The organism is Parvibaculum sp., assembly GCF_045863935.1.
GTDB lineage: Bacteria > Pseudomonadota > Alphaproteobacteria > Parvibaculales > Parvibaculaceae > Parvibaculum.
The window spans coordinates 1-26,795 of record NZ_BTVP01000007.1 but is presented as its reverse complement, the minus strand read 5'-3'; the positions used below and the strand labels follow the sequence as shown (position 1 = coordinate 26,795).

Below are 26,795 nucleotides of genomic sequence, written 5' to 3'. Positions count from 1 at the left end.
GTCCGGGAAAGCAAACGAAAATCAGTGCGACGTGAGCTGCATGAACACGTCTTCGAGGTCGGACTCCTCCGTCGAGATGTCGCGGATTTCCATGCCTTCCGCGCTCAGCGCGCCGAGAATCGCCATGGCGCTCGTTTCCGCCGGATTGTACTGAACGGAAATGGCGCCGTCGGGCCGCAGCTCCGCTTTCATGCCGGCAAGCGCCGCGGGCAGCGCAGCGGCGGGGGAGGCAGGCCGCACGATCAGCCGCTTGTCGCTGATGCGCGCGAGGAGCTGCTCCTTCGGTTCGCAGCAGACGACTTGCCCCTTGTCGATGATGGCGATCGTGTCGCACAGCGCTTCGGCCTCTTCGAGGTAATGCGTCGTCAGCACGATGGTCGTGCCCCGCGCGTGAAGCCCCTTCACATAGTCCCAGAGCTGGCGCCTGAGTTCGATGTCGACGCCTGCTGTCGGTTCATCGAGAATGAGCACCGGCGGGTTGTGAACCATGGCCTTGGCGACGAGGAGCCGTCGCCGCATACCCCCTGAAAGTGTGCGGGCATAGGCATCCGCCTTGTCGTCGAGCCCCATGGCCTTCAGGATTTCCATGGTGCGCCGCTCGCGCTTCGGCACGCCGTAGAGCCCCGCCTGCATCTCCATCACCTCAGCGGGTGTGAAGAAGGGGTCGATATTGAGTTCCTGCGGTACAACGCCGATCGAGGCGCGCGCCTGACGCGGATTGACGTCGATGTCGAAGCCCCAGATCGAGGCGGAACCGGACGTCTTCAGCACCAGGCCTGCGAGAATGTTGATGAAAGTCGATTTGCCCGCGCCGTTCGGCCCGAGCAGCGCAAAGATCGAGCCGCGCGGAATGGCAAGATCGATCCCCTTCAGCGCTTCCTTGGCCGGCTGGCTGCCGCTCGCCTTGTAGACCTTTCGCAAGCCCCGCGCTTCGATGGCGCAGGCCTGCGCGCTGCCGGGTGCCGGTTCGCCGGGTACACGGGAAACATAGACGTTTTCGTCGTCGGACAGCGTATGGGCCATGGGCAGGCTCTTTTCGTTTGGGCGCGAGAAATCGTCGGGGCGCGGGGAGGGTTCTTACTCGGGCGCGGGACGCGCTATAGTGGCGGCCCGCGAGGCGCGCGGGAAGGCAATATAGAAGACCCCCCATAGATAAGAAAGGCGAGGCGCGTGGCAAGCGGCAAGGCGCAAAAGAAGGAATCGGCGGCAAAACCCGCGGCGAAGGCCGGGAAAAACGAAACACCCGCGCGGCCCGTCGGCAAGGGCGACCATCTCTTTCTGGTCGACGGTTCCGGCTACATTTTCCGCGCCTATCACGCGCTGCCGCCCCTGACGCGCAAGTCCGACGGGATGCCCGTCGGCGCCGTCGCCGGCTTCTGCAACATGCTCTACAAGCTTATCGAGGATACGAAGGACGAGTTCGAGCCGACCCATCTCGCCGTCATCTTCGATGCTTCCTCCAGGACTTTCCGCAACGACATCTATCCCGAATACAAGGCGAACCGCGTCGAGCCGCCGGAGGATCTGCGTCCGCAATTCGCGCTGGTGCGCGATGCGACCCGTGCTTTCGGCGTTCCCTGCATCGAAAAGATGGGCTTCGAGGCGGACGACCTCATCGCCACCTATGCCCGGCTTGCGGCCGAGGCGGGCGCGCGCGTCACCATCGTTTCCTCCGACAAGGATCTGATGCAGCTCGTGAACGATCGCGTCGACATGCTCGACACGATGAAGCTGAAGACGATCGCGCGCGAACAGGTGATCGAGAAATTCGGCGTGCCGCCGGAAAAAGTCGTCGAGGTTCAGGCGCTCGCGGGCGACAGCACGGACAATGTGCCGGGCGTTCCCGGCATCGGCATCAAGACGGCCGCGCAGCTCATCGAGGAATATGGCGATCTCGAAACGCTGTTGTCGCGTGCTTCGGAGATCAAGCAGAACAAGCGCCGCGAGAACCTGATCGAATTCGCCGAACAGGCCCGCATCTCGCGAAGGCTTGTCGAACTCGACAATGACGTGCCCATCGAGGAGCCGCTGGAAACGATGGGCGTTCGCGATCCCGACCCCGAAACGCTGATCGGCTTTTTCAAGGACATGGAATTCAGCACGCTGACGCGCCGCGTCGGCGAGCGTTTCAACATAGACGTCGATGCGATCCAGGCGACCGGCGCACATCCGCCGGCGGACCCCGATGCCGCGCTCGAAGCGGCGGAGGCGGCACAGAAGCAAACCGTTTCCCGCACCGGGCGCGGCGGCACGCCGGGCGCCATGCCAAAGGGCATCGACGCCGATTTCGCCAAGGCAAACTACGTGGCGGTGACGGCGCTTCCCGATCTGGAGGAATGGATCGCGCGCGCATACGAGCAGGGCTTTCTTGCCGTCGACACCGAAACGGACAGTCTCTTCCCCATGCGCGCGCGGCTTGTCGGCGTCTCGATGGCGCTCGTGCCGGGCGAGGCCTGCTACATACCGTTGCAACATGGCGCGGGTGGCGGGCTCGATTTCGGCGACGCGGAAGGTCAGCCGCAGATCCCGCTCGGCGATGCACTGAAGGTGCTGAAGCCGCTCCTCGAGGACAAGTCCATCCTCAAGATCGGCCAGAACCTCAAATTCGACATGATCGTCTTCCGCCAGCACGGCATCGAGCTTCGCGGGCTCGACGACACCATGCTCATGTCCTATGCGCTCGACGCGGGCGTTCACGGCCACGGCATGGACGAACTCTCCGAGCTTCATCTCGGTCACAAGCCGATTGCTTTTTCGGAGGTCGCGGGCAAGGGCAAGACGCAGATCACCTTCGATCAGGTGCCGGTGGACCGCGCCACGGCCTATGCGGCGGAAGATGCCGACGTCACGCTCCGTCTCTGGCACATATTGAAGCCGCGTCTCGTCGCGGAGCGGCGTGTCGGCGTCTACGAGATGCTGGAGCGTCCGCTTGTCACCGTGCTCGTCGAAATGGAGCGTGCGGGCGTGAAGGTCGACAAGGCGGTCCTCGCGCGCCTCTCCTCCGGCTTCGCGCAGAAGATGGCCGAATATGAGGAGGATATCTACGAGCTCGCGGGCGAACGCTTCAACATCGGCTCGCCCAAGCAGCTCGGTGAAATCCTCTTCGACAGGCAGGGTCTCGAAGGCGGCCGCAAGACGAAGACGGGCGCCTGGTCGACCGATGCCGACACGCTCGAAATGCTGGCCGCGCAGGGCCATGACCTGCCGCAGCGTGTGCTCGACTGGCGCGGCCTGTCGAAGCTCAAGAGCACCTACACCGATGCACTCCCCGAATACATCAATCCGGAAACGGGCCGCGTCCACACGTCTTATTCCCTCGCCGCAACGTCGACGGGTCGCCTCGCCTCGACCGAGCCCAACCTTCAGAACATCCCCGTCCGCACCGAGGACGGCCGCAAGATCAGAACGGCATTCATCGCCGAAAAGGGCAACCTCCTCATCTCTGCCGATTACAGCCAGATCGAGCTTCGGCTCCTTGCCCATATCGCGGATATCGAGGCGCTGAAAAAGGCTTTCGCAGAAGGGCTCGACATTCACGCGATGACGGCCTCGGAGATGTTCAACACGCCTATCGAAGGCATGGACCCGAGTGTTCGCCGCCGCGCCAAGGCGATCAATTTCGGCATCATCTATGGCATCTCCGCCTTCGGCCTCGCGAACCAGCTCGGCATTTCGCGCGGCGAGGCGGGCGAATATATCGAGCGCTATTTCAAGCGTTTCCCCGGCATCCGCGCCTATATGGACGATACGAAGGACTTCGCCCACAAGAACGGTTATGTCGAAACGATCTTCGGACGCCGCATCCACCTGCCCGCGATCAATTCGAAGAACCCGGCCGAGAAGAGCTTCATGGAGCGCGCCGCCATCAACGCGCCGATCCAGGGTTCGGCGGCGGACATCATCCGCCGCGCCATGATCCGCATGCCACGCGCCCTTGCAGACGCGAAACTCTCGGCGCGCATGCTCCTGCAGGTGCATGACGAATTGATTTTCGAAGTGCCCGAAAAGGAAGCGGCGAAAACTTGCGAGACCGTCTCGGGCGTGATGTCGTCTGCGGCCGCGCCCGCACTCGCGCTCACCGTGCCGCTCGACGTCGAGGCGCGCGCCGCGAAAAACTGGGACGAAGCGCACTAGGGAGAGGAAGCCGGGGCATGGACGGGGTGGAGGAGCGGAAGAAGAGTTGGGAAAACGCGCTCGCGGATGCGGTTCCGGTAAGTCCGTTTTTCACGGGCTCCGTCATTGCCGCTCTTTTCTTCGCAAGCTATCTCCTCACCGCCTTTCTCTCCGGCGGCAAAATCGTCGTTGTGCGCGGCGACGATGTATCGCTCTCTCGCGACGCCTGGGCGGCGCTGGCGCTGGCGCTCTTCTGGTTCGCGATCATCGGTATTGGCCGCTACACCGCGATTGCCAATCTGCGCGATGCGCGCTCGCTGGCGGACCTCGTGCCGCGCATCACAACGGAGAAGGTCGACCATTACGCGCGTGGCGTCACGCCGCGCGAGCTTGCGCATTCGCGGCTGGCGGGCCTCGCGGGTCTTTTCCTGGGCGGCATTCTTTACGCGGTGGCCGTGCTTGGCGCCTGGCGGCTGGGTTGGGCGGCGTTCGAAAATCCGGTCGATGTCTGGATGATGCTCATGGTGTCCCTGCTCGGCGTGCAGCTTCTGCGGCGTGTTTATTTTCTGCGCGGCGATACAGGCCTCTTTGCCGACGCAGTGAAGGGCCTTGAGCCGGATTTGTCGGATATTTCGCGGCTCGATGCCTTCGGTCGCGTTGCGCTCCGCGGTGCACTGCCCTGGTTCGTCGTCAGCGGAATCCTCGCTCTCCTTCTCGTCGGGCAGGATGCGGCGGGCGTTACCGTCCCCGCTCTCATTCTCACGCTCGCCGCCGCCTTCTTCACCTTCTCCCGCCCGATGTTGCGCGCTCACGGCGTCATCCACCGCGCGAAGCAACGCGACCTGGGCAAGCTTCGGGGTCAGATCCGCAATCATGAAAAGGCACTGCATGGTGGCGGTGAGGCGGCGCGTGAGGCAGCGGCGATGCTCCCGGCGCTCGAAACGCGCCTGGAGCATGTACGCGAATGGCCGCTCGATCTGCAGACGGCGGGCCGCCTGATCCTTTATACGGCGATCCCTCTCGGTTCCTGGTTCGGCGGCAGCGTCGTCAACATCGCGCTGGAAGCGCTGATTTCCTGACCTCTGCCTCGCGGCATTGCCGCGAAGCGGGCGCGGACCCATATGTTGAGGAACGTTACGGAGATTGAGCCGTTTCCTTCCTGCATAGGAGAGGTAGAAGCCATGCCCGAGAACAAGAGCGCAAGCGGAGAAAAGCAGGCCCGCCGCGACGACAAGGTGACGGAAGCCGAAAAAGAATCTTTCCCCTCCAGCGATCCGCCTGCATGGACGAGCGGAGAAGCCTCGCCGGAAGCGGATGCAAAACGCGCCGAGCGCAAGGCCGACGAAGCCGCAAAAAAGCGTGCGGCCGAAGAAGAGTGCGTCGACGAAACGCTCGACGAGAGTTACCCCGCCTCCGATCCGCCCTCATGGACCGGCACGCATGCGGGCGATAGTCACAACCAGAGCAAGAAAAAATAGCGTTGCCACGGCGGCGGCGGACAAAGGCCCGGAAGCTTCCTTCCGGGCCTTTTGCCGTCAGGCGGCGAGCGTCAACTCGATCTTCCGCCGCTGGCGCTTCGCGGCACGAAGTTCGCCCATCCGCTCCGTGTGCCGCACGAGGTTGTCGTGGCCGAGCGCCGCTTCCTTCAGCGGGCTTGTCAGGTCCGGCCCGACGATGTTGATAAGGCATGCAAAGACCGAGACATCGGCAAGCGTCGGCTTGTCGCCAAAGAAGAAGTCCTTCTCGCCGAGCAGGATCGAGAGCGCCGAAAGGTCTCTGGCGCCGAGAGCGTAGATTTCCTCGGCGTTGTGCCGCCCGATGCCTTGCGCATGCAGCGTCGCGCGTACGCCCTTTCTTGCGCTGCGCGGCACGATCACCGAAAGCGGAAAGCGCATGCCGCCAAACAGCGCGCGCCTCACGGCCGGCCAGTTCGCCTCGTCCGCCCAGCGGCTATGGGCGATTGCCCAATAGAGCCGCTCCTCCACCAGACGCTGGATCATGTGCGATTGCGCCTTCTCCGTCTCGTCGAGCCCGCGGTCGAGATCGACGCCGAGCTTGTCCTTCAGGCGATAGAGGATCAGCGTCGAATCGCCGATCCGCTCCCCCTCCATTTCGATGAAGGGGAGCTTCCCCTTGGGTCCGTTCGAGGGGTCCATCTCGTAGCAGACCTCGTGCGGCACGCCCGCCAGGCGCAGTGCCGTTTCGAGTTTCGCGCAGAACTGGCTCGGATTGGGCGTGCCTTTCAGGCTCGCGGGAAAAATATAAAGGCGGATCATGGCAGCTCTCCCTTATTGATCGTTTTCCCTTATACTGACATGCTACTGACAGCGTGCCGTCAGCAGTCTCGCGGCCCGTCGCCACGACGAGAGGCCCCGAAGGGGAAACAGGAAAGGGAAGCCAGATGCGCCGCGCCAATCGCCTCTTCGACATCGTCGAATATCTTCGCCGCGCCAAGCGCGTCGTCACCGCCCAGGAGCTTGCCGCCAGGCTCGAAGTTTCCGTCCGCACCATCTATCGCGACATCGCCGATCTGCAGGCGAGCCGTGTGCCCGTCGAGGGCGAAGCGGGCCTCGGCTACATGATGCGCTCCGGCTACGAGCTGCCGCCGCTCATGTTCACGGAAGACGAGATCGAGGCGCTGGTCTTCGGCGCGCGTATGGTCCGCGCCTGGGGCGATGCCGCCTTCACCGGCGCGGCAGACGCCGCCGTCTCGAAGATCAGGGCGGTGCTGCCCGACAGGCTCGGCCGCATCGCCGAGACGACGCGCCTCACCGTCGCGCCCGGCCGCACGAAACCCGGCGACGGCTACAGCACGCATCTGACGCCCGTCCGCCGCGCCATCCGCGAGCGCCGCAAGCTCGCGGTTGACTACGAGGCGTTGACCGGCGAGCGCACGCAGCGGAACTTGCGCCCGCTCGGCCTCGCCTTTTTCGGTCCCTACTGGATGCTTGCCGCCTGGTGCGAGATGCGTGGCGATTTCCGCACCTTCCGCATCGAGCGCATCCGCGCGCTGAAGGTGACGGAGGAGGTCTTCAAGGACGAAAGGGGAAAGATGATGGAGGATTTCCTCGCACGCCCCGGCGAGGGCTGCTACGCCGATGCGCGCGACCGCATGCCGGGCGTCGCCGCAAAGTAACGGCCAACGAAAAAGCCCGGACGTTTCCGTCCGGGCTTTTCCGTTTCGTCTGAAGCGTTCGCTTATTCGGCGGCGCGGGCGGCGGCCGGCGCGGCGGCGCGCACGTCCGGGTCCACATGTGCCTCGAACTTTGCGAAGTTCTCGATGAACATGCCGACGAGCTTCTGCGCCTGCAGGTCATAGGCGGCCTTGTCGGCCCAGGTATCGCGCGGGTTCAGGATCGAACTGTCGACGCCCGGCACGCTCACCGGAACTTCGAAGCCGAAATTCGGATCGGTGCGGAATTCGACATTGTTGAGCGACCCGTCGAGCGCGGCGGCGAGCAGCGCGCGCGTCGCCTTGATCGGCATGCGCGAGCCCGTGCCGTAGACGCCACCGGTCCAGCCCGTGTTGACGAGCCAGCACGACACCTTGTGCTCGGCAATGAGGGCGCGCAGCAGGTTGCCGTATTCGGTCGGGTGGCGCGACATGAAGGGAGCGCCGAAGCAGGTCGAGAAGGTCGCTTCCGGTTCCGTCACGCCCTTTTCCGTGCCGGCCACTTTCGCGGTGTAGCCGGACAGGAAGTGATACATCGCCTGGGAGGGCGTGAGCCGCGCCACGGGCGGCAGCACCGAGAAGGCGTCCGCCGTCAGCATGATGATGTTCTTGGGGTGCGGCGCGCGGCCTGTCGGGCTTGCATTCGGAATGAAGGACAGCGGATAGGCGCCGCGCGAATTTTCCGCCAGCGCCGCGCTGTCGAGGTCGAGCAGGCGCGTGTCCGCGTCCATCACCACGTTTTCGAGCACGGTGCCGAAGCGCTGCGTCGTCGCGTAGATTTCCGGTTCGGCTTCGGCCGAGAGCTTGATCATCTTGGCATAGCAGCCGCCTTCGAAGTTGAAGACGCCGTTTTCCGACCAGCCATGCTCGTCGTCGCCGATCAGCGTGCGCGTCGCAACCGCCGAAAGCGTCGTCTTGCCGGTGCCCGAAAGGCCGAAGAAGATTGCCGTGTCGCCTTCGTCGCCCACATTCGCCGAGCAGTGCATCGGCATGACGCGCTTGGGCGGCAGGTCGTAGTTGAGCATGGAGAAGACGGATTTCTTGATTTCGCCGGCATAGGAGGTGCCGCCGATGAGCACGATGCGCTTGGCGAAGTTGCAGGCGATCACGGTGCCGGTGCGCACGCCGTATTTCTCGGGGTCGGCTTCGAAGCTCGGCAGGTCGATGATCGTGAATTCGGGCAGGAAGTCGTCGAGTTCTTCCGGCTTCGGCTCGATCAGGAGGTTCTGGATGAAGAGCGAGTGCCAGGCGTATTCCGAATAGACGCGGGTCGCGAGGCGATGGGTCTGGTCGGCGCCGCCGAAGAGATCCTGGATGAAGAGTTCCTTGCCTTCCGCGTGTTTGAGCATGTCGGCATGGAGAAGATCGAAGGCTTCCGTCGTCATCGACTTGTTGTTGTCCCACCAGACGGTCTTTTCCGTGGAGGCGTCGCGAACGATGAACTTGTCTTTGGCGGAGCGGCCGGTATGGACGCCGGTTTTCACGATGAGAGGCCCGTTGGCGGCGACATGGCCCTCGCCCCGGCGGATCGCTTCCTCGTAGAGCGCCGCCGGACGGTAGTTCCAGTGCGTCGCTGCGAGATTCTTGAAGCCGCTTGTCTCGGCGCCATGTTTGCTGATGTAGGGCCCGGTCTGTTTCACGCTGCTCTCCTCGTGGTCTTTTGGCCCGCTAAGGGGGCCTTTATCCTGTTGTCGACGCCGCCCCGGGGCCTTGCGCGGCCGGGGCCGAACTTTATCACGGTCGCGTCTTTCCCGCAGGATCGAGCTGGCCGGTGGCGAAACCTCGCCTGAAACGAAGCAAAAGCGGGGCCACGTCCTTGTCGGACGGGCCCGCGGGCGCCTCGGAAAATCGGCGTCAACATAGTTCCCGGCCCCGAAGGGCGCAACCGCTTTGCAAAAGACTTGCAACCGATGCGGCGATGCGTCCCCGCTGCCTCACAAAAGGGCTGAAATGTGCGGAAAAGGGGCAGGGTTAACGCATGGAGGCGCCGGTTCCGCCGTTCCGGCGTTGCCTCAGCCGATGAGAAAATAGACGAGCGCCGAGGCCGCCAGGGCGACCGGAAGCGTCAACAGCCAGGAGAGCGCGATGCCCCCCGCCACGCCCCAATGCATCTTGCCCTTGGCGGCGCCGAGGCCGAACAACCCTCCGACCGACACATGCGTCGTGGAAACCGGCAGCCCGAAAGTCGAGGCGGAAATCACGAGCCCGCTCGTTACGAGATTGGCGAGCGTCCCCTCCGCCTCGTTGAACGGCAGGATGCGGGTCGACATCGTGCGCGCAATCCTGCCTGAATGGAGGAGACCGCCAAGCGCCATAACGAGCGCTATGGCGATCAGGCTCGTCTCGAGGTCGAATGCATGCGCGGCAAGCGCGATGCCGACGATCTTGGGTGTGTCGTTCACCCCCCGCGCAAAGCTCACGGCGCCCGCGCTGACGAAATGCACCCGGCGCAGGATCGGTGCGATGTCGAATTTCCAGAATGCGTCGGGCGATGCTGGCGGACAATCCGCCGTTTCGCCCGCGAACGCGACCTGTTGGCGGAGCACCATGGCGCCCTCGCTCACGCTCACGGTCTGCATCGTGCCGATGCAGATGCAACTGGTCTGCGTCAGGCCGAACCGCGCGGTGAGCCGGCGAAACGCAGGATAGAGCGTCGCCACAAGCATCGTCGCAAGAAGCGGGCTCAGCGCCAGCGGCAGAAAGAATGCCGCGCCCAGCGCCTGCAGATTGAGCTCGCGCCCCGCCGCCAGGAGCCCCGCCCCGGCCAGCGCGCCGGTCAATGCATGCGTGGTCGAAATCGGAATGCCCGTCAGCGCGGCCGCGAAAACGGTCAGCGCGGCGCCCAGCGCCACAGCGGTAATGAAGGCAGGATCGGCAAGCACGTCGGCGGGGACGAGACCGGCGCCGCTGAAAGCCTTGATCAAACCTTCCGCAAGGACGGCAGCGAGGAGCGATCCCGCGAGCGTCGTTCCGATGCCCCATGCGAGCGCCGTCCGGTAGCTCGCGGCACCGCCGCCATAAAGCGTGGCAACGCCCTTGAAGCTGTCATTGGCGCCGTTCGCATAGGCAACCGCAAGCACCGCCGCGAGCAGGAATATGTCCGCGCCGCTCATCGTCCGTCCCCGCCCGTGTTGGATCGGGGACTGTGGGCGAAACGGATTTGCGGAGCGGTGGTCATGAAGCGGGCTTCCATGGGGCTGGCACGCAGCCGAATTCGACGAACACCGGCATGCCTCGCCGATGTCCGTCTTGCATAGAAGCTTGCTGTGCCGGCACGCAAGCGCGAGAGCCTGTCTCTCACGCGCTTGTGACCGGTTGTGAGCTGGGTGTTGCCGGAACCCTACTCTTCCCGCTCGTTCATCGTCTTCATCAGCCGCACATAGAAGGAAACGGCCTCGCCCATATTGGCCACCGACACCCGCTCATTCGTGCCGTGGAAGCGGGCCATGTCGTCCGGGCCCATGCGGATCGGAATGAAGCGGAACACATTATCCGTGATCGGAAGATAATGACGAGAATCCGTGCCGCCGACCACGAGATAAGGCGCGGAAATGACGCCGGGGAAGCTCTCGCCGATCACACGGGTAAGGAGCGTGTAGCCGTCGCCCTCGACATTCGAAACGGTCGAAGCCTCGCGGATGCCCTCAAGCGGCTCGATGGTGACTTCCGGATCGTCGATCGCCTCGCGCACATGCGCGATCACGCCGTCCGCCGTATCGCGCGGATGGATGCGGAAATTGACCACCGCGCGCGCTTCCGGCGGAAGCACGTTTTCCTTGTTGCCGCCGCCGATGATGGTGGGGGCGATGGTGGTGTGGAGCTGCGCCGCGCTGGAAGCGCTCTTTTCCATGACGCCGCGCACCACCGGTTCGAAGAGCCAGAGATTGGCATAGACCATGCGCTGCAGGAACGGCACGGCGGGTGCGAGATTCTCGATCATGCCGCGCGTCGCGCCATCGACCTTGCTTTCGAACGGCGTATTCCCGATCCGCTCCAGCGCACGGGCAAGCCGGCCGATTGCCGTCTGCGCGGCGGGCGAGGGCATCGATGAATGTCCGCCTTTCGAATAGGCGACGATATCGAGCGAGATCGAGCCCTTCTCCGCCACGCCGATCATCGCGACCGGCGCCTTGACGCCGGGCAGCAGCCCTTCGCCAACCACGCCGCCCTCGTCCTTAACCCAGTGAAGCCGCACGCCGCGCGATTGCAGCAGCTCCGACAGCGCCTTGTTGCCCGTGCCGCCGCCGATTTCCTCGTCATGCCCGAAGGCGAAGAGGATGGTGCGTTTCGGGCGGAAACCTTCGGCGGCCAGCATCTCGGCCGCCTCCACCATGGCGACCAGCGAGCCCTTGTTGTCGATCGTGCCGCGTCCCCAGACATAGCCATCCGCGATCGTGCCCCCGAAAGGCGGCTGCTCCCACTTTTCTTCCGTACCGGGAGCAATCGGCACGACGTCGATATGCGACATGAGAAGGACGGGATCGAGAGAGGCGTCCGTTCCCTCCCATGTATAAAAGAGAGTGGCGCCGCCAATGATTTCGCGGCGGGTCGCTTGCCGGAAAGCGGGATAAGTCGCGTCCATCCAGTTGCGGAAGTCCTCGAAGGCCTGCGCCGAGCGCGCGATATCGGCCTCGTCCGCGCCACGCTGAAACGAGATCGTCGGGAAGCGCACGGCTTCGGCCAGATGCTGCGCGGCGCCCTCCGCGTCGATGCTGCCGGCGGCGCCCGCCTGTGCGAGCTCCATCGCCGGCACCATCAGTGTGCGCCCGGCCACGATGGCGGCGAGAAGCGCGAAAAGGGCGCCCGCTCCGGTCAGAATGCGCTTCAGCATGGATAGTCTCTCCCCCGATGTCTCTTGTGTGCGGCCGCCGCCCGTGTGGGCAGCCTTTCCCTCTCTTTGGCGCTCCCCGCCGGCCCTGTCAAACCGGCACGTCGCCTCGCTCTTTGAGGAATAGCCGCGAATATGCTCGTCCCCGTGGCGCCGCTCCTCCCAAGTGCTTATACTGCCGCCACATTTTGGGCCAAAAGCGACCCTAAGCCTCATCGCCACGCTGGGCGGCGTTCTGAGAGCGGGGTATGTCATGCAAGAGGTCCGGAACGAGCAGCATCAGAACGGCCAGACCGGCCAAAGGGGCCAGGCTGAGAAGGAACGGGGGCCAATGCCGACCATTGCTCTGGTCGACGACGACCGGAATATCCTGACCTCGGTGAGCATCGCGCTCGAATCCGAGGGCTATCATGTGCAGACCTACACGGACGGCGCCGCCGCCCTTGCGGGGCTCGCGGCCAATCCGCCGGACGTTGCCGTCTTCGACATCAAGATGCCGCGCATGGACGGCATGGAACTGCTGCGCCGTCTGCGCCAGAAGTCGGACTTGCCGGTCATCTTCCTCACCTCGAAGGACGACGAGATCGACGAGCTGTTCGGCCTCAAGATGGGCGCGGACGATTACATCCGTAAGCCTTTCTCGCAGCGCCTGCTGGTCGAGCGCGTGAAGGCGGTGCTGCGCCGCGTCGCGCCGAAGGCCGAGGGTGCCGCCGCCGAGAGCGCGGTGAACCAGGTGATGGAGCGCGGCAAGCTCCTGCTCGACCCCGAGCGCCACACCTGCACCTGGGACGGCAAGCAGGTCGTTCTCACCGTCACCGAATTCCTGATCCTTCAGGCGCTTGCGCAGCGGCCGGGCTATGTGAAGAGCCGCGACTCGCTGATGGATGCCGCCTATGACGATCAGGTCTATGTCGACGACCGCACCATCGACAGCCACATCAAGCGGCTCCGCAAGAAGTTCAAGGAAGTCGACGACAATTTCGATGCGATCGAGACGCTCTACGGCGTCGGCTACAGGTACCGCGACGCCTGAGGCCCGCGGCCTTGCCGACAACTTGGAGCCCTTCATCTTTCTCTGAAGCGTTGAAGGGCTCTGGAGGAAAGATCCTGGCGCGAGCCGGCAGAAAAGACATGGCGAGCCTCACCGAGGAGGAGATCCGCGACAACGCGGCCGGAGATGTCGCGTTCTCGCGCGCCGCTTCCGGCGCGCCGGGGCTTGCGCCGCGCGTCCTCGCTTTTCTTTCGCGTCATTTCGCGAATTTTCGCGGCTTCCTCGCGCGTGGCCGCTTTTCAAGCCTCACGCGCCGGATCGTCGCCTTCAACGTAGCGGCGCTCTTCGTGCTGCTCTCGGGCATTCTCTATCTCAATCAGTTCCGCGAAGGCCTGATCGATGCTCGCCGCCAGAGCCTGCTCACCCAGGCCGAGATCATCGCGGGCGCGATTGCGCAAGGCGCGACGGCCGCGCCCGGCGCCACCGTCATCGATCCCCTTGCCGCGGGCGTGATCCTGGCGCCGCCGCCCGGCGACACATCCGACGCCGTCATCAACGAAGACATCCCCATCAATCCGGAAACCGCCGCGCCGATCCTGCGCCGCCTCGTCCTGCCGACGCGCACCCGCGCGCGGCTCTACGGCAAGGAAGGCTGGCTCGTTCTCGATTCGCGCCAGTTGAGCGCGTCGGGCCAGATCGTCGCCTTCGAACTGCCGCCGCCCGAAGGTGCGGACGAGGGCAGTGTCGTCGACAGGATTCTGCAATGGGGCCTGAGCGTGCTGCCGGGCCGCGACCTCGAACGCTTCCGCGAGGCGGGCAGCCAGAACGGCACCATGTACGAGGAAGTGGCCGCCGCCCTTTCCGGCACCGCCTCGAGCAAGGAACGCGTGAACGATCGCGGCGAGCTCATTGTCTCCGTCGCCGTGCCGATCCAGCGTTACCGCGCGGTGCTGGGCGCCCTGATGCTTTCGACGCGCGGCGGCGACATCGACCGCATCGTCCGTGCCGAACGCATCGCGATCCTGCAGGTCTTTCTCGTCGCGCTCGGCGTCACGATCCTGCTTTCCGTTCTTCTCGCGGGCACCATCGCCGAGCCCGTGCGCCGTCTCGCGCAGGCCGCCGAGATCGTGCGGCGCGGCAAGAATGCGCGCGCGCAGATCCCCGATTTCACGGGCCGCCGCGACGAGATCGGTGAACTGTCGGGCGCGCTGCGCGACATGACGAACGCGCTCTACAACCGCATCGACGCGATCGAGAGCTTCGCCGCCGATGTCGCTCACGAGATCAAGAATCCGCTGACCTCGCTCCGCAGCGCCATCGAGACATTCCGTCTGGCCCGGGACGAGAGCCAGAAGGACCGCCTCATGGCGATCATCCAGGACGATGTGCGCCGCATCGACCGTCTGATTTCCGATATCTCGAATGCGTCCCGCCTCGATGCCGAACTGTCGCGCAGCGAGCTTGAGGACGTGAATGTCGCAACCCTGCTCGAAACGGTCTGCGACCTCTTCAACGAGACAGGCGTCGCGGGCTCGGCCCGCGTGACACTCGACATCGATCCCGGCGCGCCGGGCCGCGAGGGCATGGTTGTGAAGGGCTTCGACAACAGGCTCGGCCAGGTCGTGCGCAACCTGATCGACAACGCGCTCTCCTTCAGCCCCCGCGGCGGTACCGTACGCGTTTCCGCCTCGCGCGAACCGGGCCTTGTCGTCATCCGCGTCGAGGACGAAGGCCCGGGCATCGCGACCGGCAATTTCGAGCGCATCTTCGACCGCTTCCATACCGACCGGCCCGACAGTTTCGGCGAGCATTCGGGTCTTGGCCTTGCGATCTCCCGCCAGATCGTCGCCGCGCATGGCGGCACGATCCGCGCGAGCAACCGCATGAAGGATGGAGAGGTTCTGGGCGCTTGCTTCACCGTCGAACTTCCCGAGGCGGAGTAGCGCGAGATGCCGGACGGGAAACCTCTCTACATGCACGGCACCTGCATCGCCTGCGGCACGCGCGCGGTCTTGCTGCGCGGCCCCTCGGGTGCGGGCAAGTCCGATCTCGCCTTCCGCCTCATCCGCGAGGATGCGAGCGGCGAAACGCGCCTCGTCGCCGACGATCAGGTGGCGCTCCATCTGGAGGCGGAGGCCGTTATCGCCCGCGCGCCGGCCCTCCTTGCGGGCCTGCTGGAACTCCGCGGCCTCGGCCTCGTCGCCATGCCCGGCGCGGCGCAGGCGCCGCTCGTCCTGATTGCCGATCTCGTGCCCCGCGAGGAGGTGCCGCGTCTCCCCGAGCCGCGCTTCGAGGAAATTTTGGGCCGGCGCTTGCCGCTCCTCGCTCTCCACGCCTTCGATGGCACCGCCCCGGCGAAGCTCCGGCTTGCCCTCGAAACGCTGCCCGATAACGGTTTTCCGGGACCGGACGGCCGCCTTGGCGGCGGTTAGAGCGCGGCGAATGGCCGTTTTGGCCCCTGCGCCCGAGCCTTCTGCCTTTTTAGGAGGCGTTCGGCCCCGCTTCGTGCCGATTGTTGCATCGCAACACTTGTCATATGCGCGCGATTGGGGTCACGATACGCCCCTTCGCGGGGGCGAAAAGCGGTGAGCTGGCGCCGGGTGGCGCGTTCCCGCTCCAATGCGGCATTGAGGGCTGTTGATGATCGGTTTGGTACTCGTAACGCACGGCCAGTTGGCCAGTCAGTTCGTCGCGGCGATGGAGCACGTCGTCGGCCCTCAGGCCCAGGTCGCGTCGATCAGCATCGGCCCTGACGACGACATGGAGCAGCGCCGCAAGGACATCCTGAAGGCGGTTGCCGCTTCGGATTCGGGCGACGGTGTCATCCTGCTGACCGACATGTTCGGCGGCACGCCTTCGAACCTGGCCATCTCCGTCATGGACAAGGCGAAGGTGGAGGTGATCGCGGGTGTGAACCTCCCCATGCTGATCAAGCTTGCGAGCGTCCGCGACAGCGCGAGCCTGAGCGACGCCGTCGATCAGGCGCAGGAGTCGGGCCGCAAATACATCTCGATTGCGAGCCGCGTGCTCGCGGGCGACGGGGCCTGAAAATTGGCATCTGCCGAAACAAAACCGGGCCTTCATGTCCGCGAAGTCGAGATCGTCAACAATCGCGGTCTTCACGCCCGGGCCTCAGCGAAATTCGTGCAGCTTGCCGAGAAGTTCGATGCCGGCATTTCCGTCTCCCGCGAAGGGCAGACGGTCCCCGGCACCTCGATCATGGGCCTGATGATGCTCGCCGCCGCGCCCGGCTGCTGCATCCGCATCGAAACGGACGGCCCGGATGCGGAAGCCGCCCTTGAGGCCCTCTCCGCCCTCGTGGCCGACGGCTTCGGCGAACGCGATTGACCCTTTAGTCTTTCCGCTTATCGCTTGTCTTGCTCTTCTTGAATGAGATGACGAGTTCCGTGCCCGTCGCCTCCGCGATCTCGTAAAGCGTTTCCACCGTCGCGTTGGTCCGCGCGCCTTCTATCCGTGCCACAAGCGATTGCGGTTTGCCCATCGCGTGAGCGACCTCCGCCTGGCTGAGTTTTTTTGTCTGGCGGACTTTCCGGACGGCGTCGGCTGCCAGCCGCATCGCCCGCGCGCGGACATAACCAGCCATGACCTCCGGATTTCTCAGAGCCCGCTCGGCAACGTCGTCGAAGTCGATCAGTTCCTTCTTCCGGTTCATTCCACGTACTCCCGCTCCACGGGCTTCCCTGCGAATTTGACCGCCCACCCCATGAGAAACATAACATATATGTTATGAGTGTCAACCGCAGTCAACCGGCCTGTGTCGTGAAACAGCCGCCTATTCCTTGAAATAAACTGTCTGCACGCTCGTCGCGAGAAACGTCCCGTCCGCACCCCGCAGTTCGGCCGGCTGGTCGAAATATCCCCGCCGTAAAAACATATAAACATTTCTTTATGTCGTCTTGCTCCCCCGGCCTTGCCTTGTTATAAGGCCCCATCACGACGCCGGTCCCCGCTGGCGCAGCACTCGCTTGCGCGTCGGCCCGCGGGCCCCGTTAAGGGCCGCCGGACCGGTGACCGGACGCACCGCCGAATTCAAAAGGAGCGCGACAGCCTCATGAGCCAAGCCGCAAAAGCCGATACCCACGATTACGCCATCAAGGACATCAATCTCGCCGACTGGGGCCGCAAGGAACTCGACATCGCCGAGACCGAAATGCCGGGCCTCATGGCGACCCGCGAGGAATTCGGCTCGAAGAAGCCGCTGAAGGGCGCCCGCATCGCCGGTTCGCTTCACATGACCATCCAGACCGCCGTGCTGATCGAGACGCTTGCCGAGCTGGGCGCCGACATCCGCTGGGCGTCCTGCAACATCTATTCGACGCAGGATCACGCCGCTGCCGCCATTGCCGCGCGCGGCATTCCCGTCTTCGCGATCAAGGGCGAAAGCCTCGAAGACTACTGGGAATACACCCACCGCATTTTCGAATGGTCCGATGGCGGCGCGCCCAACATGATCCTCGACGACGGCGGCGACGCGACCCTCCTCATCCATCTCGGCAAGCGCGCCGAGGATGGCGACGTGGCCTTCCTCGAAACGCCGGGCAATGAAGAAGAGGAAATCCTCTTCGCCGCCATCAAGCGCCGCCTGAAGCACAAGCCGGGCTTCTACAACCAGATCGCCAAAAGCGTGCGCGGCGTCACCGAAGAAACCACCACGGGCGTCCACCGTCTCTACGAGATGCAGAAGAAGGGCACGCTGCTCTGGCCGGCAATCAACGTCAACGACAGCGTCACGAAGTCGAAATTCGACAATCTCTATGGCTGCCGTGAATCGCTGGTGGACGGCATCCGCCGCGCCACCGACGTCATGATGTCGGGCAAGGTCGGCGTCGTCGCGGGCTTCGGCGATGTGGGCAAGGGCTCCGCCGCTTCGCTCCGTCAGGCGGGCTGCCGCGTCATCGTCACCGAGATCGACCCCATCTGCGCGCTCCAGGCCGCGATGGAAGGCTATGAAGTGACGACCATGGACGAAGCGGCGCCCCGCGGCGATATCTTCGTCACGACGACCGGCAATGTCGACGTCATCACCGTCGATCACATGCGGAAAATGAAGCACCGCGCCATCGTCTGCAACATCGGCCACTTCGACAGCGAGATCCAGATCGGCGGTCTGCGCAATCTCAAGTGGCACAATGTGAAGCCGCAGGTCGACGAGATCGAGTTCCAGGACGGCAAGCGCATCATCCTGCTCGCCGAGGGCCGTCTCGTGAATCTCGGCTGCGGCACGGGCCATCCGAGCTTCGTCATGTCGGCCTCCTTCACCAACCAGACGCTCGCCCAGATAGAACTCTGGACCAAGCCGGATGAATACGAGAAGAAGGTCTACGTCCTGAAGAAGGAGCTCGACGAGAAGGTCGCGCGCCTCCACCTCGAAAAGATCGGCGTGAAGCTCGAAAAGCTGAACAAGAAGCAGGCCGACTATATCGGCGTCGCCGCCGAAGGCCCCTTCAAGCCCGAGACCTACCGCTACTGAGGTCCGGCCCTTTCGGCCGCACGCAAGGCGTGCCGGCAAAACCACAAGCCCGGCGGAAACGCCGGGCTTTTCGTTTGCGGCGGGCCGGTGCCCTTTCACCGCATTTTCTCGAACCCTGATATTTCACCTCCGAGTCCCTCGTGGTGTAGTATCCGCCGGGGTCCGGTGATTTGCGCTCGCCCATGACGATGGAAAGGGCGCAAGACGGAAGGGGTTGTCGTGTGTTGAAGTCGGCAAAGAGCCGGAAGCGTGATGTCGTGCGGCGTGGGGCAAGGCTTGTCCCGGCGCTGCTGGCGGCTTCCTTTCCCTTTGCCGCCACCTCGGCCGTCGCCGCCGCACAGGCGCCCGTCCCCAAGGGGCTGATGGAAACGCTCGCCGTGCTGGGGTTGCCCTCCGAAGCCGCCGCCGAGCCCGCCGTCGCCACCTCCTTTGCCATTGCTGCCGGCCTCGCCTTCGCCGGCATCCTCGCCGCCATCACCGGGATTCGCGCCGCCCGCGCCGCCCGCCGCATCGCGCTCGATCGCGAGGCGAGCCTCTCCACCCTCGAAGCCCGCCTCGACGCCGCGGAATCGATCCTCGCCGCCGAGCCTGACGCCGTCTTCATCTGGACGCCGGAGAGCTTGCGCGCCGCGCCCGGCACCTTTCAGGCCCGTCCCCGCATCGTCGGCTCTACGGCGACGCTGGTGGATCCTTCCTCGGGCGATCTTGACTTCAACTACCTGCTGACCCGGCTCGAGCCGGAAAATGCCGGCCGCCTCAACACGGCGGTGCAGCGCTTGCGCACGCGCGGCGCGCGCTTCTCGCTTCATGTTCAGTCGACGGACGGACGCACCTTCGAGGCGGAAGGCCGCCCCGCTGGCGCGCTCGCGGTGCTCTGGCTGCGCGACGTGACCGGCGAGCGCGCAGAGGTGTCGCGCCTCAAGGAGCGCCTCCGCCAGGCCGAGTACAGCCGCGGCCGCTTCGAGGAACATCTCATGCAGGCCCCCTTCGCCGCCTGGCGCCGCGACGGCGAGGGCAATCTCGTCTGGGTGAACGCGGCCTACGCCCGCGCCGTCGACGCCGCCTCGCCGGACGATGCCGTGACGCGCGGCCTCGAACTTCTCGGCGAGGAAACCCTGGCCACGCTTCGCCGCACGCTCTTCGACCGCTCGCGCGCCCGCGAGCGCAGCCACGCCATCATGGCGGGCGAACGCCACGCGCTCGACATCATCGAGCAGCGTCTCTCCGATGGCGTTGCCGGCATCGCCGTCGACGTGTCGGATCTCGACGAGGCGGAAGCCGAGCTTCGCCGCCACATCGAAAGCCATGCCGCGACGCTCGACCGCGTGACGACGGCGGTCGCGATCTGCGGTCCGGACAAGCGTCTCACCTTCCACAATCGCGCCTACGAAACGCTCTGGGGCCTCGACCCGCAATGGCTCGACGGCGGTCCCTCCGACAACGAAATTCTCGATGAGTTGCGCGCGCGCCGCCGCCTGCCCGAACAGGCGAACTTCCAGGCCTGGAAGCAGAGCCGCATGGAAATCTACACCTCGACCGAGCCGCTCGAGGAATTCTGGCACCTGCCGGATGGCCGCACCGTCAAGGTGCTCGCGCAGGCCCATCCCTTCGGCGGCGTCATCTACCTTTATGAAAACGTCACCGAGCGGCTCAATCTCGAAAGCTCCTACAACACGCTTGCCCGCGTCCAGCGCGAGACCATCGACCATCTCTATGAAGGTGTGGCGGTCTTCGGTTCGGACGGGCGGTTGAAGCTCTTCAATCCCGCCTTCCTCAACATCTGGGGGCTCGACGCGGACAAGCTTGGCGGCGAGCCGCATGTGAACGAACTGATCGAGCTTTGCCGCCCGCTCATGGCAGACGAGCGCGAATGGGAAGCGCTGAGGAACGGCGTCACCGGCATGTCGGGTATGCGCACGCCGCAGACGGGCCGGCTCCTGCGGCCGGACAGTACAGTCGTCGACTATGCCATGGTGCCGCTGCCCGACGGCGCGACGCTCATGACCTATGTCGACGTGACGGATTCGACGCAGATGGAGCAGGCGCTGCGCGACCGCAACGACGCGCTCGAAACGGCCGACCGCCTCAAGTCCGAATTCATCAGCCACGTCTCCTACCAGCTCCGCACACCGCTCACCAACATCCTCGGCTTCGGCGAAATCCTCGAAGCCGAAATGTTCGGCACGCTCAATCCGCGCCAGCACGAATACATGCAGGGCATTCTCGAAAGTTCCGAAACGCTGATCGACGTCGTGAACGACATTCTCGATCTTGCCGTCATCGAAGCGGGCGCCATGACGCTCGACCTCTCGGATGTCGAACTGTCCGAAGTCATCTACGCGACCGAGGAATTTGCGCAGCGTCCCGCGCAGAAGAACAAGGTTGTCCTCAGGGTCGAATGCCCGAAGGACATCGGCACGGTGCGCGCCGACGAAAAGCGCATCAAGCAGATCATGATCAACCTGCTTTCGAATTCGCTCGCCTTCACGAGCCCCGGCGACACCATCATCGTCGGCGCCGCGCGGCATGAAAGCTCGGTCGAACTCTATGTCGAGGATACGGGCATCGGCATCAAGCCGGAATTCCAGGGCAATGTCTTCGACCGCTTCGAGGCGCATGGCGGTTCGGATCGCCGCCGGGGCGCGGGCCTCGGTCTCAGCCTCGTGCGTTCCTTCGTGGAGCTGCATGGCGGCTGGGTGACGCTTGAAAGCGCGCCCGATGTCGGCACCCGCGTCACCTGCCACCTCCCCGTCCGCGCCGCCCCGCCGGCCACAGGCATCGCCACAACCCCCGCACCGACAAGGGTGGAAGCGGGCTGATTTTCTTTTCTAAAACAATTCGTCACCCTCGGGCTTGACCCGGGGGTCCAGGGGTCGCGAGTTCCGCGCATGCCGTTCTGGATTGCCGGATCAAGTCCGGCAATGACATTTTGAGACGTGCGAAAAGCCCTACAAAAACACTCTGTAAGGCACCGCCGTCCCGTCCGGCTCCTTCACCTGGAATTCGGCGCCGCGTTCGGCTTCCTGGATCAGCGCCTCGTAGAGCCGGAGTGCGTTGCGGATCACTTCCGCATAGGACGCGGCTTCCGTCTTCTCTTTCAATTGCTGCAGCCGCTCCATCGCCTGTGGCGGTAGTTCGAGCTGCACGCGCGTCGTGTCGCGATCCTCGCCGCCATGCCGCTTGTGCCGCCGTCCGTGGCGATGGCCGCGCCGTCCGCGCCGCTCCTCGCTCTCGCCCGCATCGGCGCCGGTCTCCGGCGTCTCTTCCTTGAAGCTGCTCATGCCGCGTCCCTCCGGCCATGCGTGCGGCGATGGCCGCCACGGAAGTACCCGCCCGCGAAAAGCAGCGCGATAGCCGCAACGGCGAGCGTCGCCAGCGGATAGCTCGCCGCCGTCGAGATCAGCGCAACGCCAACCGCGATCGCCGCAAACAGCACCAGAAGCCGCGGCGCGCGAAACCCGCCCCGCCATTCATGTCCATGCCATTCGCGTCCATGCCACTCATGGGCGTCCCACCCGCCTTCGCAAGGCCCCTCATGGCGCGAGCACGCGCGCTTTTCCTTTTCCGAGAGAGGAAACTCCTCCCCCACATCGACCTGGTATCGGCTCACCACGTCCTCCCGGCGCCTCTGCGCCCCTGTGATTTGAAATGTCTGTTCGTCTGTCATGTCTCGTCCTCTTCGAGGCGGAGCGGCCTGAGAACCGGCACGCCTCATCGCCTTCGCAGCATTAAATAATCAAAATATCATCATCAATCAATCCGAAAATGCGCAAAATCCGTAAAACCCTGGAATCCTTGCCCTTTCCGCTGCCCGGATGGAGGCTGGATCGCTGACAAAGGAGGCCGCCCATGCCCGCAAAGCCCACCCGCCGGAAGCCTTACGAACTTTTCTACTGGCCGGGCATTCCCGGCCGGGGCGAATATGTCCGCCTCGCGCTGGAGGAGGCGGGCGCGCCCTATGTCGATGTCGTCCGCGAACGCGAGGGCGGCATGGACGAGATGCTGGCGCTCCTGGAAGGCGAGGGCACGAAGCACCCGTCCTTCGCGCCGCCTTTCCTGCGCGACGGGCGCCTCGTCGTCGGCCAGGTTGCGGCGATCCTCTTTTATCTCGGCCCGCGGCTCGGCCTCGCGCCGAAATCTGAAAGCGCCGCGCTCTGGACGCATCAGATCGAGCTCACCATCTCGGACTTCGTCGCCGAAGCGCATGACGTGCATCACCCGGTAGGCGTCGGCCTTTACTACGAGGATCAGAAAAAGGAAGCCGCCCGCCGCGCGAAGGAATTTCGCGGCGCCCGTATCCCGAAATTTCTCGACTGGTTCGAGGCGGTGCTTGAGGCAAACGGCGCGAGCGAAGCAAAGCCCCGTCTCGTCGGCAACTCGCTCACCTATGCCGACCTCTCGCTCTTCCACACGGTCGACGGTCTTCTCTATGCCTTCCCCAAAGCGGCGGCGCGCCACCTCCGCAAGCGTCCGCTCGTCGCCGCGCTTCATGCCGCAACGCGCGAACGCCCGCGGATCGCCGCTTATCTGAAAAGCGAGCGCCGCCAGCCCTTCAACGAAAGCGGCATCTTCCGCCACTACAGGGAGCTGGACGGCTAACCGCCTCCCCCTCGCGGGGAGGCCGGGAAATTCGCAACAGCGGATTTCCCGGGTGGGGGGATGTTACTCCACCTTCTCGATCACCGCGCAGGCGACGCGCGCCCCCGCGCCGCCGATCGGCTGGCTCATATGGTCGTCCGGCCCTTCATGAATGACGAGCGCCGAGCCGTCCTCGTCGATGAGGTTCGCGCGGCCCTCGGCTTCCGAAAGCGTCACCCGGTCGGAATAGAGTTCCGCGTTCACCGTGCCATCTTCCGCGGCATAGATGTTCGGCAGGTCGCCATCGTCCGGCCCTTCGGGGTTCAGCAGCCCGTGCGGCTCCTTCGCGGCATGCTGCACATGGGAGCCCGACTTCTTGTAGCCCTCGTCCGAGCAGTCGCCGGTCTCGTGGAAGTGGATCGCATGCCAGCCCGGTGTCAGCCCCGAGGCGGTCACGCGGATGACCACGCCTTCCGGCCCCTCCGAAAGGTCGGCGGTCCCCGCATCGGCGCTTTCCTGCGTCTTGAAGGTGGCGGTCGCGAGCGGCGCCTCGGCCAGCGCCGGCAGGGCGGCAAGCGCGAAGAGCGACGCGGCGAGCGGGGCAATCAGGGTCAGCTTCATGGGCAGGGTCTCCTTTGAAAAACGTCGCGAACCAGAGAGAAACTAGCCCATTCCCGGCCGGGGAAAAGCCCGCCAGCCTCTTCACGAACCCGTGAACGGAAATTTGGGGCTGGCGACTGACTGACCGAAATGTTATTTTGGGTCAGTCCACATATGACCCGCCAGCCCTCACGCCAGAAGAGGTCGCCTCATGTCCATCAAACTCACCGTCAATGGCCAGCCTCACGAGCTCGATGTCGAGCCCGAGATGCCCCTTCTCTGGGTGCTGCGCGACGAACTCGGCCTTACCGGCACGAAGTTCGGCTGCGGCGTCGCCGCCTGCGGCGCCTGCACCGTCCATATCGACGGCGTGGCGACGCGCACCTGCGTGACCCCCGTGGAAGCGGCCAACGGCGCCGAAATCACCACCATCGAGGGGCTTGCCGCCGCCTCCGGCGCGGAGGAGGGCGAGCTTTCCGCGCTCCAGGCCGCCTGGATCGCCAAACAGGTTCCCCAATGCGGCTATTGCCAGTCCGGCATGCTGATGGCCGTCTCCGCGCTGCTGGCGGAAAACCCTCAGCCTACGGATGAAGACATCGACGCCGCGATAACGAATATCTGCCGCTGCGGCACCTATCCGCGCATCCGCGCCGCGATCCGCGACGTGTCAGCGGCTTGAGGGAGGAACGATCATGGCCATGAAACTCGGAAAACCCACCCGCCGTCAGTTCCTCATCGCGGGCGGCGCTGCCGCCGGCGGCGCGCTCATTCTCGGCTATGCCGCCTCCGGCCCCTCGCGCCGGACGCTCGCGGACAATGCCGCCGCCAGGGAGGGCGAACGCTTCGTCACTGCCTGGCTCAAGATCGCACCGGACAACACGGTGACGGTCTATGTCCCCCATGCCGACATGGGGCAGGGCACGATCACCGCGCTCGCCATGATGGCGGCCGAAGAACTCGACGCCGACTGGTCGCTGGTGCGCGCCGAACAGGCCCCCGCCGAACCCGCCTTCGCCAACGAGTCGCTCGGCAACCGTTTCGTGCCGGGCGTGGGCGTGCCTCCCATGCTGAAAGGCGTCAACGCCGCCGCCTGGTACAAGGTGGCGAAATTCATGAACATGCAGATCACCGGCGGCTCCATGGCGGTCCGCTACACCGGCCAGCACGGCATGCGCGTGACCGGCGCCGCCGCGAAGGAAATGCTCATAAAGGCCGCCGCCGCGCGCTGGAATTGTTCGCCGTCGGACTGCACTGCCGCCATGAGCGCGGTCACGGGCCCGAAGGGCGAGACCGCGACCTATGGCGAGCTTGCCGCCGAAGCTGCCGAATATTCCCCTTCCGCGAACCCGAAGTTCAAGTCCCGCAAGGACTATACGATCGTCGGCACGCCCCGCCCTCGCTTCGACATTCCCGGCAAGGTCGACGGCAGTGCGAAATACGGCGTCGATGCGCATATCCCCGGCATGCTCTATGCCGCCGTGCATCTCGGCCCCGTCTCCCGTTCGACGGTCGTCTCCTACGACGCCTCGGAAATTCTCTCGCGGCGCGGCGTGAAGAAGGTGGTGGAGTTCCCGGCGGGCGTCGCCGTCGTTGCCGACAATTACTGGCGCGCCAAGGAAGCGGCCCTCGCCCTCGAGGTCGAGTTCGACGCGGGCGAGAAGGCAAACGTCTCCTCCGAAACGATCTTCGCCGCGCAGGCCGAGGCGCTCTCCGGCGAAACCGAGGAAGACAAGGAAGTCGGCGATGCCGCCTCCGCCTTTGCCGCCGAGGGCGCCGACATCGTCGCCGCCGAATACCGCGTCCCCTATCTGGCGCACGCCTGCATGGAGCCGATGAACTGCACCGTCTGGATCCGCGACGGCAAGGCCGATGTCTGGGTGGGCGTGCAGGATCCGCTCGGCACGCGCGCCCGCTTCGCCGATGTCACCGGCATCGATTTCGACAACGTCACCGTCCATCCGATGCTGCTCGGCGGCGGTTTCGGCCGCCGCATTCCGCTCCGCGAGGGCTTCTTCGATTTCCCGAGCGAGATCGACTGGGCGGCGAAGATCGCGATGGAAGTCGATGCGCCGGTGAAGCTCGTCTACACGCGCGAGAACGACATCCAGCACGACGCCTATCGCCCCGCCGTCACGTCGCGCATCCGCGCGGTCGTCGGCGCGGACGGCTACCCCACGGCTTACGAAAACCGCTACGTCTACAAGGACGATCCCGAAGAAGCGCCGCACATTCCTTACGGTATCGCCAACCAGTCGATCCGCTATGCCGAGGTGCCGACGCATATTCCGCGCGGCCCCTGGCGCTCCGTCGCCCATACGCAGCACACTTTCTTTGCCGAAAGCTTCATCGACGAGCTTGCGCATCGCGCGGGCAAAGACCCGCTCGACTACCGCCTCGCGCTCCTGCGGGACAAGCCGCGCCACGCCGCCGTGCTGCGTCTCGCCGCCGAAAAGGCGGGCTGGGGCAGGGCCCTTCCGCAGGGCCGTCATCACGGCCTTGCCGTGCAGGAAAGCTTCGGCACCGTCGTCGCCGAAGTCGCCGAAATCTCGATCGAGGACGGTCAGCCCCGCATCCACCGCGTCACCGCCGCCGTCGATTGCGGCCTCGTCATCCACCCCGACACCGCCGCGCAGCAGATCGAGTCCGGCATCATCTATGGCCTCACTGCCGCGCTTTACGGCGAAATCGCCATCGAAGACGGCGCCGTCGTACAGACGAACTTCACCGACTACGAGATGCTGCATCTGTCGGAATGCCCGGCAATCGACGTCCATTTCGTCGGCAGCGATGCGCCCCTCGGCGGTCTCGGCGAACCGGCAACCCCCGTCGTCTCCGCCGCCGTCTCGAACGCGATCTTCGCCGCAACGGGCAACCGCATCCGCCAGCTTCCCTTCAAGCTGCACGACCTCAGTCAGGTATCGGATAAGTTCGCCCAGGCCGCCGACTAGGCGGCCTTAAAAAATGTGTTACCCCCGGGCTTGACCCACTGCTGTCCGGTTTAATTTTCAATCCCGAATTTAAC

23 protein-coding genes are annotated in these 26,795 nt (G+C 64.9%); 14 read left to right on the top strand and 9 right to left on the bottom strand.

Annotated features, from left to right (window positions below; genetic code table 11):
• Positions 1-21: 21 nt before the first annotated feature.
• Positions 22-1,023 carry an ABC transporter ATP-binding protein gene (locus tag ACKUUH_RS04560; RefSeq protein WP_407948680.1) on the bottom strand — a complete coding sequence of 334 codons (1,002 nt, stop codon included), beginning with the start codon at positions 1,021-1,023 and terminating at the stop codon, positions 22-24.
• Positions 1,024-1,278: 255 nt separating this feature from the next.
• Between ACKUUH_RS04560 and polA the strand changes: the two genes are divergently transcribed.
• The 3 genes from polA (at position 1,279) to ACKUUH_RS04545 (ending at position 5,591) form a co-directional block, all read left to right on the top strand.
• The gene (polA, locus tag ACKUUH_RS04555) at positions 1,279-4,134 is read left to right on the top strand and encodes a DNA polymerase I (RefSeq protein WP_407948756.1); all 2,856 of its coding nucleotides are present in this window, start codon (positions 1,279-1,281) and stop codon (positions 4,132-4,134) included.
• Between the two features lie 17 nt (positions 4,135-4,151).
• A complete protein-coding gene (locus tag ACKUUH_RS04550) occupies positions 4,152-5,192 on the top strand; it encodes a hypothetical protein (protein WP_407948679.1) in 1,041 nt (346 codons plus the stop codon).
• A 102-nt stretch (positions 5,193-5,294) separates the two neighbouring features.
• Complete coding sequence (locus ACKUUH_RS04545; RefSeq protein WP_407948678.1) at positions 5,295-5,591, top strand: hypothetical protein; 297 nt, start codon at positions 5,295-5,297, stop codon at positions 5,589-5,591.
• A 57-nt stretch (positions 5,592-5,648) separates the two neighbouring features.
• Here ACKUUH_RS04545 and ACKUUH_RS04540 read toward each other — a convergent pair whose 3' ends face one another.
• Complete coding sequence (locus tag ACKUUH_RS04540; protein ID WP_407948677.1) at positions 5,649-6,389, bottom strand: glutathione S-transferase family protein; 741 nt, start codon at positions 6,387-6,389, stop codon at positions 5,649-5,651.
• Positions 6,390-6,514: 125 nt separating this feature from the next.
• On the opposite strand from ACKUUH_RS04540, the gene ACKUUH_RS04535 reads away from it, so the two are divergent.
• On the top strand, positions 6,515-7,249 hold the full coding sequence (locus ACKUUH_RS04535; protein ID WP_407948675.1) for a helix-turn-helix transcriptional regulator: 735 nt from the start codon (positions 6,515-6,517) through the stop codon (positions 7,247-7,249).
• A gap of 62 nt (positions 7,250-7,311) precedes the next feature.
• On the opposite strand, the gene ACKUUH_RS04530 is transcribed toward ACKUUH_RS04535, so the two are convergent.
• The 3 genes from ACKUUH_RS04530 to ACKUUH_RS04520 all read right to left on the bottom strand — a co-directional run bounded on the left by ACKUUH_RS04530 (position 7,312) and on the right by ACKUUH_RS04520 (position 12,329).
• The gene (locus ACKUUH_RS04530) at positions 7,312-8,925 is read right to left on the bottom strand and encodes a phosphoenolpyruvate carboxykinase (protein ID WP_407948674.1); all 1,614 of its coding nucleotides are present in this window, start codon (positions 8,923-8,925) and stop codon (positions 7,312-7,314) included.
• 372 nt (positions 8,926-9,297) lie between these two features.
• Positions 9,298-10,398 carry an anion permease gene (locus tag ACKUUH_RS04525; protein WP_407948673.1) on the bottom strand — a complete coding sequence of 367 codons (1,101 nt, stop codon included), beginning with the start codon at positions 10,396-10,398 and terminating at the stop codon, positions 9,298-9,300.
• A gap of 227 nt (positions 10,399-10,625) precedes the next feature.
• Positions 10,626-12,329, bottom strand: coding sequence for a M20 family peptidase (locus tag ACKUUH_RS04520; RefSeq protein ID WP_407948755.1), 1,704 nt, complete (start codon positions 12,327-12,329; stop codon positions 10,626-10,628).
• 115 nt (positions 12,330-12,444) lie between these two features.
• Between ACKUUH_RS04520 and ACKUUH_RS04515 the strand changes: the two genes are divergently transcribed.
• The 5 genes from ACKUUH_RS04515 (at position 12,445) to ACKUUH_RS04495 (ending at position 16,452) form a co-directional block, all read left to right on the top strand.
• Positions 12,445-13,146 carry a response regulator transcription factor gene (locus ACKUUH_RS04515; RefSeq protein ID WP_407948672.1) on the top strand — a complete coding sequence of 234 codons (702 nt, stop codon included), beginning with the start codon at positions 12,445-12,447 and terminating at the stop codon, positions 13,144-13,146.
• A gap of 98 nt (positions 13,147-13,244) precedes the next feature.
• A complete protein-coding gene (locus ACKUUH_RS04510) occupies positions 13,245-15,047 on the top strand; it encodes a sensor histidine kinase (RefSeq protein WP_407948671.1) in 1,803 nt (600 codons plus the stop codon).
• Positions 15,048-15,053: 6 nt separating this feature from the next.
• A complete protein-coding gene (locus tag ACKUUH_RS04505; protein ID WP_407948670.1) occupies positions 15,054-15,536 on the top strand; it encodes an HPr kinase/phosphorylase in 483 nt (160 codons plus the stop codon).
• Between the two features lie 208 nt (positions 15,537-15,744).
• Positions 15,745-16,152, top strand: coding sequence for a PTS sugar transporter subunit IIA (locus ACKUUH_RS04500; RefSeq protein WP_407948669.1), 408 nt, complete (start codon positions 15,745-15,747; stop codon positions 16,150-16,152).
• 3 nt (positions 16,153-16,155) lie between these two features.
• Positions 16,156-16,452 (top strand): HPr family phosphocarrier protein, encoded by a 297-nt coding sequence (locus ACKUUH_RS04495; protein WP_407948668.1) that lies wholly within the window; start codon positions 16,156-16,158, stop codon positions 16,450-16,452.
• 4 nt (positions 16,453-16,456) lie between these two features.
• Here ACKUUH_RS04495 and ACKUUH_RS04490 read toward each other — a convergent pair whose 3' ends face one another.
• A complete protein-coding gene (locus ACKUUH_RS04490) occupies positions 16,457-16,777 on the bottom strand; it encodes a helix-turn-helix domain-containing protein (RefSeq protein ID WP_407948667.1) in 321 nt (106 codons plus the stop codon).
• 399 nt (positions 16,778-17,176) lie between these two features.
• On the opposite strand from ACKUUH_RS04490, the gene ahcY reads away from it, so the two are divergent.
• Together ahcY and ACKUUH_RS04480 are read left to right on the top strand one after the other, a co-directional pair.
• On the top strand, positions 17,177-18,595 hold the full coding sequence (gene ahcY / locus ACKUUH_RS04485) for an adenosylhomocysteinase (RefSeq protein ID WP_407948666.1): 1,419 nt from the start codon (positions 17,177-17,179) through the stop codon (positions 18,593-18,595).
• 221 nt (positions 18,596-18,816) lie between these two features.
• Positions 18,817-21,414: an ATP-binding protein gene (locus ACKUUH_RS04480; protein ID WP_407948665.1), complete on the top strand. Its 2,598-nt coding sequence runs from the start codon at positions 18,817-18,819 to the stop codon at positions 21,412-21,414.
• Positions 21,415-21,543: 129 nt separating this feature from the next.
• Here the strand turns inward: ACKUUH_RS04480 and ACKUUH_RS04475 are convergent, their stop codons facing one another.
• Positions 21,544-21,876: a ribbon-helix-helix protein, CopG family gene (locus ACKUUH_RS04475; RefSeq protein WP_407948664.1), complete on the bottom strand. Its 333-nt coding sequence runs from the start codon at positions 21,874-21,876 to the stop codon at positions 21,544-21,546.
• The gene (locus ACKUUH_RS04470) at positions 21,873-22,205 is read right to left on the bottom strand and encodes a hypothetical protein (protein WP_407948663.1); all 333 of its coding nucleotides are present in this window, start codon (positions 22,203-22,205) and stop codon (positions 21,873-21,875) included. Before ACKUUH_RS04470 ends, ACKUUH_RS04475 begins: the two co-directional genes overlap by 4 nt.
• A 239-nt stretch (positions 22,206-22,444) precedes the next feature.
• Here ACKUUH_RS04470 and ACKUUH_RS04465 point away from each other — a divergent pair, with 239 nt between their 5' ends.
• A complete protein-coding gene (locus tag ACKUUH_RS04465) occupies positions 22,445-23,194 on the top strand; it encodes a glutathione S-transferase (RefSeq protein ID WP_407948662.1) in 750 nt (249 codons plus the stop codon).
• A 63-nt stretch (positions 23,195-23,257) separates the two neighbouring features.
• Here ACKUUH_RS04465 and ACKUUH_RS04460 read toward each other — a convergent pair whose 3' ends face one another.
• Positions 23,258-23,794, bottom strand: coding sequence for a superoxide dismutase family protein (locus ACKUUH_RS04460; RefSeq protein ID WP_407948661.1), 537 nt, complete (start codon positions 23,792-23,794; stop codon positions 23,258-23,260).
• A gap of 190 nt (positions 23,795-23,984) precedes the next feature.
• Here ACKUUH_RS04460 and ACKUUH_RS04455 point away from each other — a divergent pair, with 190 nt between their 5' ends.
• Positions 23,985-24,452, top strand: a complete 468-nt coding sequence (locus ACKUUH_RS04455; protein WP_407948660.1) for a (2Fe-2S)-binding protein — start codon at positions 23,985-23,987, stop codon at positions 24,450-24,452.
• Between the two features lie 13 nt (positions 24,453-24,465).
• Entirely contained in the window at positions 24,466-26,721 is a 2,256-nt protein-coding gene (locus tag ACKUUH_RS04450; protein ID WP_407948659.1) for a molybdopterin cofactor-binding domain-containing protein, read from the top strand.
• Positions 26,722-26,795: the final 74 nt, after the last annotated feature.

What these genes read in the sequence shown, in the direction of transcription:
- ACKUUH_RS04540 (WP_407948677.1), bottom strand. Translation starts at nt 6,389, where the DNA reads ATGATCCGCCTTTATATTTTTCCCGCGAGCCTGAAAGGCACGCCCAAT.
- ACKUUH_RS04455 (WP_407948660.1), top strand. Translation starts at nt 23,985, where the DNA reads ATGTCCATCAAACTCACCGTCAATGGCCAGCCTCACGAGCTCGATGTC.
- ahcY (WP_407948666.1), top strand. Translation starts at nt 17,177, where the DNA reads ATGAGCCAAGCCGCAAAAGCCGATACCCACGATTACGCCATCAAGGAC.
- ACKUUH_RS04515 (WP_407948672.1), top strand. Translation starts at nt 12,445, where the DNA reads ATGCCGACCATTGCTCTGGTCGACGACGACCGGAATATCCTGACCTCG.
- ACKUUH_RS04510 (WP_407948671.1), top strand. Translation starts at nt 13,245, where the DNA reads ATGGCGAGCCTCACCGAGGAGGAGATCCGCGACAACGCGGCCGGAGAT.
- ACKUUH_RS04450 (WP_407948659.1), top strand. Translation starts at nt 24,466, where the DNA reads ATGGCCATGAAACTCGGAAAACCCACCCGCCGTCAGTTCCTCATCGCG.
- ACKUUH_RS04560 (WP_407948680.1), bottom strand. Translation starts at nt 1,023, where the DNA reads ATGGCCCATACGCTGTCCGACGACGAAAACGTCTATGTTTCCCGTGTA.
- ACKUUH_RS04460 (WP_407948661.1), bottom strand. Translation starts at nt 23,794, where the DNA reads ATGAAGCTGACCCTGATTGCCCCGCTCGCCGCGTCGCTCTTCGCGCTT.
- ACKUUH_RS04550 (WP_407948679.1), top strand. Translation starts at nt 4,152, where the DNA reads ATGGACGGGGTGGAGGAGCGGAAGAAGAGTTGGGAAAACGCGCTCGCG.
- ACKUUH_RS04520 (WP_407948755.1), bottom strand. Translation starts at nt 12,329, where the DNA reads ATGAGGCTTAGGGTCGCTTTTGGCCCAAAATGTGGCGGCAGTATAAGC.
- ACKUUH_RS04465 (WP_407948662.1), top strand. Translation starts at nt 22,445, where the DNA reads ATGCCCGCAAAGCCCACCCGCCGGAAGCCTTACGAACTTTTCTACTGG.
- ACKUUH_RS04475 (WP_407948664.1), bottom strand. Translation starts at nt 21,876, where the DNA reads ATGAGCAGCTTCAAGGAAGAGACGCCGGAGACCGGCGCCGATGCGGGC.
- ACKUUH_RS04505 (WP_407948670.1), top strand. Translation starts at nt 15,054, where the DNA reads ATGCCGGACGGGAAACCTCTCTACATGCACGGCACCTGCATCGCCTGC.
- ACKUUH_RS04500 (WP_407948669.1), top strand. Translation starts at nt 15,745, where the DNA reads ATGATCGGTTTGGTACTCGTAACGCACGGCCAGTTGGCCAGTCAGTTC.
- ACKUUH_RS04535 (WP_407948675.1), top strand. Translation starts at nt 6,515, where the DNA reads ATGCGCCGCGCCAATCGCCTCTTCGACATCGTCGAATATCTTCGCCGC.
- ACKUUH_RS04490 (WP_407948667.1), bottom strand. Translation starts at nt 16,777, where the DNA reads ATGAACCGGAAGAAGGAACTGATCGACTTCGACGACGTTGCCGAGCGG.
- ACKUUH_RS04525 (WP_407948673.1), bottom strand. Translation starts at nt 10,398, where the DNA reads ATGAGCGGCGCGGACATATTCCTGCTCGCGGCGGTGCTTGCGGTTGCC.
- ACKUUH_RS04545 (WP_407948678.1), top strand. Translation starts at nt 5,295, where the DNA reads ATGCCCGAGAACAAGAGCGCAAGCGGAGAAAAGCAGGCCCGCCGCGAC.